The following is an 11249-nucleotide window of genomic DNA, read 5'->3' as shown; positions in this document are numbered from 1 at the left end:
GGCCGGACTTCCTCAACCGCCTCGGCAGAGACGATCACGTCGCTCATCAGGTGTTCTTCCTTGATCGGGAGTTACACCGAAGACCGTACAGACCCCGCCAAGGTCGTCGAGGCCCTGGCCGTGCCGCAGAAGTCCGGCGAGCGGACCAAGGGGCGCAGCGCTGAGGCGGCTTCCGGTCCTGGTGAGAGCGGTGTGGGTGCCGGTGGGTCGGGTGCGTTCACGCTGCCGGTGCGGTTCCAGACGCCGGTGGACGAGAACGTGCTCGCGCTGTTCATCGCCTCCCGGGTGCTGACGGGTGAGAACCAGTTCTGGCGCGAGGGCATCAACCACGCCAGGCGCTGGCATGAGGAGACCGGTGGGCTTGATGTTCCCTATTCCGCGATGGTCGGAGAGGAGGGTAATTTCCCGCTCGGGAAATGGCTTTCGGACCGACGGAGCGAGCATTCTTTGGGTGAATTGGCGCGCCACCGCGTCGACATGCTCGACGCCCTCGGGATGATCTGGTCCGTGTCCGACGCCCGGTTCGAGGCCGGCCTCGACTGGGCGCGGGTCTGGGCGAAGGGCCACGGCGGCTCGCTGGCGGCGCCGGCACGGGCCTCCATCGGCGGCTACGCCATCGGCACGTGGCTCGCCGACTTGCGCACCGCCGCGGCGGTGCCGGCCGGAGAGCAGGGCGCGCTGTCGCCCGAGCGGCGCAGGGCGTTGGAGGAGATCGACCCGTGGTGGTGCCCGGTGTGGCCGGTCACCTGGCAGCGTGCCTATGCCACCGCGTGGCTGTGGTGGCTGGAGTCCGACGGCCTGGTCGACTGGACCAGGCTGCCGCTGGACACGGTGTACGAGGGTGAGCAGCTCGGCCGGTGGGTGCAGGCGCAGCGAGCCGGCTGGCCAGACCTGGCCGAGGAGCAGCAGGACCTGCTGACCGCGATCGGCATCGAGGAGGACCAGGAGCTGGTGGCTGCCAAGGCCGCGGCAGTGGCTGAGCCGAAGGTGTCCCGCACCGACCGGTTCGCCCAGGGCCTGGCGGCGCTGGCGCAGTTCGTGGAGCGGGAGCGGCATCCGCGGGTTCCCCGCCCGCACAAGGAGCCGCTGGAGACCGTGGAGGCCGGCCCCGGCGGTGAGGAGCAGGTGGTGGTGTCGCACTTCGCGCTGGGCACCTGGCTCAACAACCAGAAGGCCCGCCGGGCGAAGCTGACCCCGGGCCAGCTCGCGCAGCTCGCCGAGCACGGGGTGGAGTGGGCGTAGCGGGCCCGCCCGGCCGGGATGGGGCTGTTGTCGGAGGCGCGCGTTACGCTACGGCGGCCCCGAGAAGGCACAGGAAGGCCGTCACCTGCGGGTGGCGGCCTTTCGCCGCGGGGGCTTCACGGCACGAGATAGTCCGCCGTTCGTCGCTGTCGGTCCTTCGAGGCGTCCGGGTCGGGCCGGCCCAGGTTGAGCGCGTCCTGCACGCACTCGATGAACGCGGCCAGCTCGCCGCCGGACAGGATGCTGCGCAGCAGCAGCATGGTGTGCCAGGCCTCGTGGAATCCGTCCGTGTGGTCGTCCAGGTCACCGATCGCGCGGGTGAGGGCGCTGTCGAAGTACCGGACGAATCCCAGGCCTGGCAGCGGACCGCCCCTGTGTTCTTCTTCCTTGGCGAGTGCGTCGAGGGCTGCTCTTGCGTACGTGTCGAGCATCGGTTCGGGCAGGATGTCGGCCATCGTGCCCGCTGCCGTGACGGCCAGGTGGTACCGGGCGGGCTCGTTGCGGCGTACGTCGCGAGCGACTCCATCACGACCGGGCCACACAGGGCATCCACCACGCCGAACATCGCATCACCCCGCTTCGTCAGACAGCCGTACAGACACTCGCGGAACTCAACGAGATCCTCGAAACTGCCCCCGGCTCCACAGCCGACGGGCACACTGATGGCAGTGGCCACCGCACCCTCACAGAGTCTTCAACCCACTCCGAGAGTCCCGCGGTGGCCACCACCATGTCCGGCGAACTGGGCAAACGCCAGAGCCCACTACCCCGACAGTAAAAAGCGAAGCTTCGATCGTGACGGAGAAGCGAGATCGTGGCGCGTCCCGGTGCGGCAGTGCCGCGTCGCGAACGACTCATGACGGCATGCCCTTCACACGATGGGAGTTGCCACTGCGAGCCCGACCGACGGGCTGGTTCACTTCGTGGAGGCCGCCTTCGAGGGGAGCGCCCAAGCCATCGCCCCGTCGTCGGCAGGAAGCCGACCGGGGTGTTGAAGCAGAAAGCAGGAGGTGCACCCTGGTCCAAACTCAGCCCAACGGGCCCGCCTCCCACCGACCAGGCCGGCCTGCCCACATGCGGCATGACAACGGGTCGCCGGCCGGGTGCGTGTTCTCTCGGGACCCAGCCGACAAAGCTCCGGCACTATGCCCCGGTCAGGCTCCTGGGAGCCTCAAGAGACTCCTGGTACTCGCCGCTCTCGGTCGTAAAGGAGAAGATCAGGCAGTAGCGGATGCCCTGTCGCAGTGCGCTGACGGCGTGATACGAGGACGTTCCCATCGCCATCCCAGCGGCGGTGTTGTGAACGGGGTTGTACTGGGCGGCGAGTGACGACGGGTTTTCCGAGGCGAAGAGTCCGAGCACTCCGCCGTCGCTGGGCTCCCACGACCGGTTGAAGTAGGCGATCAGCCTGTGCGTGAAGAAGTACTTGTGGCTCTTGTCCGGATTGAAGTCGGAGTGCACTGCCGTGCCATCACCTGGCACGTAGCGGTTCGCGAGCAAGAAGTAGTCACTCTGGAAGCGCACTCCGAAGGACTGTTCCATCAGCGTGCGTACCCGGGCGAGCTTGTCAGGTGTGAGGATCCCCTGGAGATCCGCCGGAATGTTTCCACCCGGGAAGTGGTGGACGTCCGACTTGTAGTGCTGCTCGCTCTTGCTGGTCCAGCCGTCGAAACCCTCCAGCCAGGCGAGCACGGACTCGCTGTCCTCGGCGGACAGGAAGTCCGCCACGGTCAGATGAGGGAAAGGCGAGCCGTGAACCTCGACCTTGTCGAGCGTTGTGGTGGAGTCGGATTCCATGGTCAACCTCCGTCGTTCGTGAGTGTGGGACTGATGCCTCTTGGCGCCAGTTGCCTCAGGGCGTCCTGAAGTCCGCCCAGGTCCCGCTTCCGTCCGGTGACGTGTACGGCCCTGTATCGGAGCAAGGCGCGTGCGACCTCAACGGTCTGACTGACAGTTACATCGGCAATGGCCAGGTGATGTTCGACAATCCCAGGTCCGTCCACGCTCCCCGATGGCCATTCGAGCAAGAGGTTCGCCAGGGCGCGGGGTTCGTCCAGCGCGCGGTCCAGCTTCCCGGCGAGATAACCCTTGGCCATGTCGAGCCGGTCGGGCGGGATCTCCGGCAAGCCGTCGAGCACCCCGCTCACCGCCTCGGCCATGCCTGAGAACGAGCCAGGCCTGCTTGGCAGCCACACCCAGAGGTGTGCGACACCTGGCCCACGGTGGAGTGCCGAGGAGGGCGAGTAGGCGAGCCCGAGTCGCTCCCGCACGGTCTCCACGAGGTAACTGGAGTGGCATCCGCCCAGCAGCGTGTTGACGAGTTCCGCCGCAGCCGCGTGCTCCGTCGTACCGATGCCGATCGGGCAGACGACTCCCACCGAGTAGGTTTCCGTGAAACTGTGGCCCTCCGATCCGGGCTCCTCCCGGGGCTCTCCCGGCGCGGGCGATGCGGCGGACACCGGAACGAACGTACCGGCGGAGCCTGGGTGCCAGCGTGGCACCACGTTTCCGCTCACGTCCCCCAGCACCACGATCCGCGCGTTCTCCCAGTCAGGACGAAAGGGTGTGTGGCCAGAGAGATCCTGGACAAGGCCACCGGTACGCCGATGAGCACTGCGCAGAGCTTGCCGTCGGGAGAGGTCCTCCGGTGGGTCCTGAGAGCTCGGCCTCCCCACTACGCTGTTCTCTACGTACCAGGGCCCCGCATCGAGAAGAGCCGGCACTTTCCACAGGGCATCAAGGAAGCGGAGCCCAGCAGCAGGAGCGACGAACGCACTGAGCTGGAGACCCCCGATGGTGTTGACGGCCTTCACGCGGGCATGGTCGGAGAACTCCCCGCTCAGCGCCGTTCCGATCCGGGCGGCGACCGCGTCACCCGCCGATGCCGGCAGCCAGGCGGGAGCGGTCCAGGGGACGAAGACACGGACCTCGACGGTGGCCGACGGGACGGGGATGATCCAGGCGCCGGAAACCCGCCGGGCTTCGTCGAAGGGGCGCAGCAGGGCCGAAACGCGTTCTGCGGCAGCGCGCAGAGCAGGGGCTCCCGATCGGTCACTCATGAGGGAGAACCACCCAGTTACTGCCCAGGACCGTTGCGGCCGCCCACGCCACCTCGGGCACCCCGATCTGGGAGAGGCCAGCGAGAAGCGTGTCCGTGAACTGCGGGTCGCCGTGCAGCAGAGCGTCGACCGAACGCGCCACCGTCCGCTCGACACGGTTGTGCCTGACCCGGCCGGCCTTCAGCGCGTAGCTCGCGGCCCAACGGGAGATCTCCGTCTGTGTGGGTCCGTTGCGTGCGATCCCCTCCAGCCAGTTCCTCATCGCGGCTGACAACTGATGACCGGGGACCTGCGCATCCACTGTCACATACAAGGGATCCGCCATCTGACACGGTTCATCGAACATCCCCCAGTAGGCATTGGCGTTGAAGTCCACGTTCAGAGCCTTGCCCAGGCCCTCGACCAGCAGGAGAAGCGGGCCGAGGTGCTCACGCCGGATGGGGTCTGGGAGGGCCCAGGCAACAGCCGACCCGATCGCCCGGGAGACGACCGGCTCCTTCGGGACGTTCCGGACCACTGCCCGGACCGCCCCGGGGCTCGGATGGAGGTGCAGCCGAGGCTCGCCGAACAAGCGGTCTACGAGGTCCATGGTCCGGGCCGGTTCGAGCGGCCCGTGCAGCCAGAGAACGCTGTCGGCAGGCCGGTAGTTCTCGTGGAAGAAAGCCTGGACGGCGTCGGTGGCCGGAGGCTCTGCCATTGCCGGGCCGGCATATCCGTCGTGCGCGTGGGCAGGGTTCGAGAACAGGGACAGTGGCACATCGACCCACGGGTACGTTCCGCGCGGGCTGCTGTGAAGCTTCTCACCGACCTCGGCGGCGATGACATCGTGCTGGTTCGAGACGATGGCATCGGACACCAACGTGTTCCGGAACCTGTCTGCTTCGAGCGCCAGGACCGACTCCCAGTGCTCGTACCGTGCGCTCCCGAAGAACACCGTGAAGTCAGCTCGAGTGCGTGCGTTCGCCAGCCCGCCCGCCGCCTCGATCATGCGGTAGTACGAGAGCTTCGGGAACTCCGGGCTGCCCTGAAACAGCAGGTGTTCGCACAGATGTGCCAAGCCGTGGCTCCCGTCCCGCTCGGAACGGAACCCGACTCGCCATGCCGACGACCAGGTGAACTGGGGGCCCGGACTCTGTTCCACGAAGACGGTGAGCCCGGACGAGACCGTGGCCCGGGAGGCGACGGGGGAAGGCTCCGGCGCCTCCCGGGCCTCGGCCTGAGTGACCATCAAAATCTTTCCTTCGCTGGCAGTTCAGGAGAGGACTGCGCTGTAGAGAACGTGCTCCTCAGTGGGCCCGAAGCCAAGGAAGCGGTGCATCCGATCGTCGGCGAATCCCCCGATCGGGGTGACCGCCACGTCAAGGTCGGTGCCGATGAGTAGGAAGTTGTGCATGACGTGCCCGGCCTCGATCAGCGAGAAGCGGTAGGCCCGGTCGCCGTATTTCACGGCGGAACGCGACAGTTCGCCGCTCAGCAGGATCACGCACCGGCTGTCCGCGATCCAGTCGTGGCCGAAGACCTTGAGCAACTGCTCACGCTGCGGTCCGACCGTCAGCTGCTCGAGAGAGTGGTCGAAGGGGCGGTAGTGGTAGAGACCACTTGCGACACCCTCGCAGCGGTTGGCCACCAGATAGGCCTCCACCGGAAAGCGTGCGCCCGCAGAGGGATAGACCCGCCGGGACCCCGGGTCCACCTCGGTCGGCTTGATCCGCATCGCCTCCCTGAGCAACGTGGACAAGCTCCGAAGCGGCAGATCCTCCTCGACGTTGGTACGTCCCGACGACCGTTCCAGGAGCGCCTGTTGAAGGGAGAGCCTGGAGTGCCACTCCTCGTCGGGGAGCGGCACCCGCGGCATGCGCGGGTACGTCTTGAAGGTGATGTCGAGCCACTCACGGGGCCAGTCCGCGACGGAGGTCCAGTTCTCGCTCTCCATGTACCTGCCCTCGATGGAGCTGGCGGCGTGAAAATCGCGGTAGGCGAAGGCTTTGCTGGGCACGGTTCACTCCCTCAGAGGAACGGATGGGGCACACTGGTCGGCGTGAGGTCTCCGTGGCCGTGCGAGGCTCCGAACCCCAGGAGCCGGCTCGTGAACACCTTCAGTGGTTCCGCCAGATGCATCGGCTGGAGCTCGGGGATCACCACCTTGACCACCGAGACACCCATCTCGCGTACATCGGAGGTCGCGACGTCGCACACGACAATGTCCCCGATCTGGTCAAGGATGTAGGACACCAGACGCCGCATCGAGCCGACGTGGTCGCGGAAGTGCTCAGGGGCCACAGCCAGCTCGGCCTGGTCCAGGTAGGAGAGCGTGCTCGACATGCCGGGCTGCATCCAGTAATAGGTGCGCTCTTCCAAGCAGTTGATGTCCATGCCACTGCGCAGATGCCGCTCGGCGTAGTTCTTCGCGTAGTCGAATCGGTCCCGCAGTCCCCGACGGAAGCAGATCGCCTCAAGCGCGGCACCGACCATGGCATCGGTAAGTGACAGCGAGGCCTTGGAGCCGACGGTCATCTCCGGACCGACCCCGGACGGGTCAATCACCTGCGCCACGACGACATGCGCCGGCAGGTCAGTGGGAATCCGGAACAGCCTGATGTGCAGATTGTGCCGCCCGGCGTCGGCGAGCAGCTCCACCAGTCGGTGGTCGGTACATCCCCGCGTGTCGAGCCGGGCAGGCTCGAGCTGCAGGTAATGCATGAGCATGACAGCGTCCCGCTCCACCACCTCCAGGAGGCCTCGGCGGGCAGCTGCTGCCCGGGACAGTCCTGAGGCCGCTCCGGTCGTCAGCGGATCGCGCAGGTAGCCCTCTTCGTCCGATGCGAAATACGGCAGGTAAACCGACTGGGCCGGGACGAGGCATTCGGATCCGGTAGCCATGGACAAGCCGGGGACCCATGCCCGCTGTATATCGTCCGCACGGCGCCGGTCGTCGTCGGTCGAGGTCTGCGCACACAGGAAGCGCGAGGGTGCCACGGCCTGCCGGCCCTGCGCCAGGATGGACCGATGGCTTCCGAGTAGGAGGTCCTCCTCCTGGTACACGGACAGACTGTAACGCTCGAAGGCTTCGAAGACCGCTCCGACGACGGTCTCGTCCGGATCGAATCCGCGCCCTCCTTCCGCGGCGCGCTTGGCATAGCCGCTCGAGGAGATTCGGTTCGTCGGCACCACCTCCGCGCGGTGCAGCAGAGTGGTGGGCTCGTCGTTGTAGTAGTCGCGTTCCTCTTCGAGCAGCCGGATGATTCCCACCAGGGGACTCACCGCAGTGACGAATCGGGGGAGGAGCTTTCGCGCGTCCGGCTCCCTGCCTTCGCAGAGCTTCTCCACGGTCAGCTGGCTGATCATCAGCAGCCCCCCCGCTGACCGGCTTGGTCAGCCAGGGCACAGGAGGGACACGCGGGCACCGGAAAGACTGCATGGACCTCACTGCGGAGCGTGGCCTCGGAGAGCACCGCGACCTTGCTGACCAACGCGGGGGCGAAAACACTCAGTCGAAGGCGCTCGATCTCGGCAACCAGCATCGCTGCCGCCATGTGTACGAGCATGCCCCGACTGGCGGCGCCCTCCGCGCCTCCATCGCCCGAAGCCCCGTGCGCACGCGGACGGGCGTCGGCAATCCAGGTCGGTGTCGAGACATCGTCCTCCATCGTCCTCCGCGTCCAGAAGCACTGGAAGCAGGCTGATCCCCCGGGGATCACCGTCGGGCCGACCGTGAGCACGCCGTCCCCGACCATGGCACTCAGAAAGTGCGAACCGGACTGCATCGCCTCTCGGTTGACCTGCTTGAAGAGGGCGACGTCGGAGGCGTCTCCGATCACCACCACAGCCTGCTGCGACGGTCGTACCGCTCGGCCAGCCTCCCAGTCGACCACCGAGAGGCCATCCGAGCGTCGGTGATCACCGGCACTCAGCAGGTCCCGCAACAGGTCCACTGCACCGGGCATTCCAGCGAGGGCGACGCTCGTGAGGGGTTCCTTGCGGAGAACCTGCTGTTCCTCCGTGGTGAGCGCCCCACGCTTGGTCAGCTCGGTGATGAACTCCAACGCTTCCTCGCGGTCAACGCCCCGCTCCGCCAGGTGCCCCGCGAGCTCGTCAGTGTCGGCCGCGCCAGCGGAGCTGACAAAGTCCCACACATCACCCAGGAGCTGACCCCACAACCCCCGGAGCGCAAATCCCGACCGGCTGTTGCTCCGGTAGACAACCGCTTCAGCGCTGTCGTCGAAAAGGGCTGCGTCCGCAGCCAGTCTGATCTTCGTCATCGATTCTCTGCTCCTAGCGCTAGGATCGCGGCCAGCTGGCGACTATCGAGGTTTTCGAATTCCTGGAATCCGTTGACAATTTCCCGCACGGTAGCCTCTGAAGCATTGGGAAGAATGTTTCCGAGCTTCTCCTCGAGCATCTCCCAGCTGGTCACTGGGGGCTCCACCCGGTACGTTACGGCTGCCGTTTCATGGCTCCCGTCGAAACGCTCGACGGAGACGAATCCAGTTATCGAATCGCCCAGCGGGCCGAGCTCTCCGTCGACTTTCTGAACCTGGACGGCCGTTGCCCACCGCTGGATATCGGAATCCGAAAGGGATGGCTCCGAGAAGAGCGTCGGGTCTATCGACCCGCGAGCCAGCAGGCCGGCCACCGAGAACGGGAGGGAGAACCGCGCCTGCTCGATGGTCGATGGCAGACGGTACTTGCTCGCAGTCGCTATGTACTCCGGCACTCCGAGAGTTATCCGGACGGCCTCCCGCAGAAACCCGCGCACACGAAGGGCGTCGACATGAGCGATGGGGGCGTCGAAGTATCCGCACATGGGAAACCGCTTGTGGTAGGTGGGCAAGACATCCAGGGCCCAAGGGGCTCCGAACGCATGCAGCGGAGTCGGAAGCTCCTCCTGCAGGAGCACTTCCAGGGGCTGTTGCCAGCCGGTCGGGAGCTCCTCGCCCAGCATGGCCGCGCTGTGCAGCGCCGCCTCGAGCCCCCCGCGACACGCCGCCGCTACTTGGCGCGGCTTGCCGACCGTGCCATGAGCGCAGGCAAAGCCCACGTTGGACGTGGAAGCCAGAAACATGGCCCACGACGTGCGTGTGGCGTCGAGCCGTAGTGCCCTGGCTACCGCTGCCGCAGCCGCCGGGGCTCCGAGTACCGGAGTGCTGTGGAAGCCGCGTTTGCGCAGACGGTCACCGACCGCCTCACCGAGCGTCGCCATGACCTCAAGGCCGGTCAGATACCCGGAGATTACGTCCGGAGCCTGGATCTCCCCATTCTGCATGAGCGGGACAAGCGCCGGGAGAATTGCCGCGCCGGGATGCCCGACGGCCATGTAGTGAATACAGTCGAATTCGCTCGCATGGGCAGCGAAGGCGTTTTCATAACAGGCCGATGACAACTCGGCTGGTGAGCCGGTCGCCCATGAGGTCGGAAATCCGCCGTTGCCGCCGGACGATTTCGAGCGCGGCGGCACGGAATCAGGCGTGGACCATGCGCTCGCGACCGTATCCAGCAAGGCGAACTTGCATTCCTCGACATGCGACGAAGGTGGCATGCTTTCGGGGTATGCCTCAGCTGCAAGCCTAGGGAGGGCGCGCCAATCCATGTGTCGTACTTTCTTTTCACCGCTCAGCGAGCGCCGGAAGTAGCAGGCTCCTCGCTCTGCTTTCCCTGCAATTCTTTGAAACTGTGGCGCGTGACAATAAACGCGACGACGAACATGGACACCGCGAGGAGGATGCCTGCCCTGAGCGACGAAGCCGCGACCACGAATCCGGCCGCTGCCGGCCCGAATGCCTGGCCCAGCTGTGTCACTGTGTTGTTCATGCCGAAGGTCATTCCGCGGGTCTCGGGCGGCGCCGTCTGCGTCAGCGCGACCGTCAACAACGTGAACACCTCACAGAGGGCGATGCAGTAGAGCGTGTAGCTGACCAGGATCGCCCAGGTAGAGGTCGAGAGTGACTGGGCCACCCCGAAAACCACGCCCAACCCGAACACCGACGGGAGGAGTCGGCGGACTCCGACCTTGTCGGTCAGCCAGCCCCAGCCGTACGCGGTCAGCAGCGAGGCCACACCACCGATCGAGAAGGCGATCCCGGCCAGTGCTCGGCCCCCCTGTCGATCGCCATGGGCGAGCTGCAGTGGAAGAATCATCTGAACTACCGCGCTGGCCATGCTCGTCAGCAGCACCACCAGCAGCACGGGACGCATTCCTGTTGCGGTCGTTCCGCGTCCGAGTGAGCGGAACGGCCCCAGTATCAGGTCCCGATCGACCGCCCGGGGTTCCAGGGCCGGAGCCGTGGCTCGCGGCAGGAGCAGCGTCAGCGCGAAGCAGAGCAGCATGATGACCGCTGCCGACTCGTAGACCATGTTGAACGTTCCACCTGCCAGCAACAGGGCGCCCAGAGCCGGCCCAACCAGGGCACCGGAGTTTCTCGCCACCGACATGATGCTCATTGCCCTGCCGAGCTGTTCATCGTCGACGTTCTTGCTGAGCAACGCAGTCGCGGCGGGTATGTATCCCGAAGCAAGACCTGCGAAGAATCGTAGAACCAGAAAGGTCAGCGGGGTATTGGCAAGCGGGGTGAACGCATAGACCAGAGTCACCGCGCCAGCTGCTCGCAGCATCATCTTGTGCTGACCGAACCGATCGGCAAGTGCTCCCCAAAAAGGATTGACAACGGCACTCACCAAGAAGGTGATTCCGACAATGGGGCCGAGCCAGGCAGTCGCATGCCCGCGATCCAGGTGCGCCACATAGAGCGGCAGCGCCGGTAGATTGAGGTAGAAGGCGGTTGACGAGAGAAAGGTCGTAAAGGCGATAGCCAGAATCGCTGCTTTGCTCCACGCGCGCTGCTCGGCATGGGGTGGGGCCACGTCACACTCCTCCTCAAGGGCGCGGCCGGCCGCAGCGTACGCTGGTACTGCGTGGTGGGGGGGGGGGGGGATAAGGAAGGCGCAGCACCG

10 protein-coding genes are annotated in these 11249 nt (G+C 66.2%); 1 reads left to right on the top strand and 9 read right to left on the bottom strand.

The features are described 5' to 3' along the window. The coding region (locus tag ACFQ87_RS41600) for a helicase associated domain-containing protein (RefSeq protein ID WP_380616168.1) at window positions 1-1242 on the top strand (1242 nt) is incomplete at its 5' end. Window positions 1243-1358: 116 nt separating this feature from the next. On the opposite strand, the gene ACFQ87_RS41595 is transcribed toward ACFQ87_RS41600, so the two are convergent. The 9 genes from ACFQ87_RS41595 to ACFQ87_RS41555 form a co-directional block, all read right to left on the bottom strand. Beyond that, window positions 1359-1673, bottom strand: coding sequence for a hypothetical protein (locus ACFQ87_RS41595; protein ID WP_380616167.1), 315 nt, complete (start codon window positions 1671-1673; stop codon window positions 1359-1361). A gap of 712 nt (window positions 1674-2385) precedes the next feature. Beyond that, a complete protein-coding gene (locus tag ACFQ87_RS41590; RefSeq protein WP_380616166.1) occupies window positions 2386-3039 on the bottom strand; it encodes a 2OG-Fe(II) oxygenase in 654 nt (217 codons plus the stop codon). Window positions 3040-3041: 2 nt separating this feature from the next. After that, entirely contained in the window at window positions 3042-4055 is a 1014-nt protein-coding gene (locus ACFQ87_RS41585; RefSeq protein ID WP_380616165.1) for an insulinase family protein, read from the bottom strand. A gap of 238 nt (window positions 4056-4293) precedes the next feature. Further along, window positions 4294-5529 (bottom strand): M16 family metallopeptidase, encoded by a 1236-nt coding sequence (locus ACFQ87_RS41580; protein WP_380616164.1) that lies wholly within the window; start codon window positions 5527-5529, stop codon window positions 4294-4296. Window positions 5530-5553: 24 nt separating this feature from the next. Continuing rightward, a complete protein-coding gene (locus ACFQ87_RS41575) occupies window positions 5554-6297 on the bottom strand; it encodes a SagB/ThcOx family dehydrogenase (protein ID WP_380616163.1) in 744 nt (247 codons plus the stop codon). An 11-nt stretch (window positions 6298-6308) separates the two neighbouring features. Then, window positions 6309-7646 carry a YcaO-like family protein gene (locus tag ACFQ87_RS41570; protein ID WP_380616162.1) on the bottom strand — a complete coding sequence of 446 codons (1338 nt, stop codon included), beginning with the start codon at window positions 7644-7646 and terminating at the stop codon, window positions 6309-6311. Continuing rightward, window positions 7646-8560: a TOMM precursor leader peptide-binding protein gene (locus tag ACFQ87_RS41565; RefSeq protein WP_380616161.1), complete on the bottom strand. Its 915-nt coding sequence runs from the start codon at window positions 8558-8560 to the stop codon at window positions 7646-7648. The genes ACFQ87_RS41570 and ACFQ87_RS41565 overlap by 1 nt, the downstream gene beginning before the upstream one ends. Further along, on the bottom strand, window positions 8557-9888 hold the full coding sequence (locus tag ACFQ87_RS41560; protein ID WP_380616160.1) for an MmgE/PrpD family protein: 1332 nt from the start codon (window positions 9886-9888) through the stop codon (window positions 8557-8559). The genes ACFQ87_RS41565 and ACFQ87_RS41560 overlap by 4 nt, the downstream gene beginning before the upstream one ends. 23 nt (window positions 9889-9911) lie before the next feature. Further along, complete coding sequence (locus ACFQ87_RS41555; protein WP_380616159.1) at window positions 9912-11159, bottom strand: MFS transporter; 1248 nt, start codon at window positions 11157-11159, stop codon at window positions 9912-9914. Window positions 11160-11249: the final 90 nt, after the last annotated feature.

It is taken from the genome of Kitasatospora sp. NPDC056531 (assembly GCF_042794375.1).
In the GTDB taxonomy this organism is placed as follows: Bacteria; Actinomycetota; Actinomycetes; order Streptomycetales; family Streptomycetaceae; genus Kitasatospora.
Note: the sequence above shows the minus strand (reverse complement) of the source record. Positions and strands in the feature narration are given on the sequence as shown.

What these genes read in the sequence shown, in the direction of transcription:
- ACFQ87_RS41595 (WP_380616167.1), bottom strand. Translation starts at nt 1,673, where the DNA reads ATGCTCGACACGTACGCAAGAGCAGCCCTCGACGCACTCGCCAAGGAA.
- ACFQ87_RS41590 (WP_380616166.1), bottom strand. Translation starts at nt 3,039, where the DNA reads ATGGAATCCGACTCCACCACAACGCTCGACAAGGTCGAGGTTCACGGC.
- ACFQ87_RS41580 (WP_380616164.1), bottom strand. Translation starts at nt 5,529, where the DNA reads ATGGTCACTCAGGCCGAGGCCCGGGAGGCGCCGGAGCCTTCCCCCGTC.
- ACFQ87_RS41570 (WP_380616162.1), bottom strand. Translation starts at nt 7,646, where the DNA reads ATGATCAGCCAGCTGACCGTGGAGAAGCTCTGCGAAGGCAGGGAGCCG.
- ACFQ87_RS41565 (WP_380616161.1), bottom strand. Translation starts at nt 8,560, where the DNA reads ATGACGAAGATCAGACTGGCTGCGGACGCAGCCCTTTTCGACGACAGC.
- ACFQ87_RS41560 (WP_380616160.1), bottom strand. Translation starts at nt 9,888, where the DNA reads ATGGATTGGCGCGCCCTCCCTAGGCTTGCAGCTGAGGCATACCCCGAA.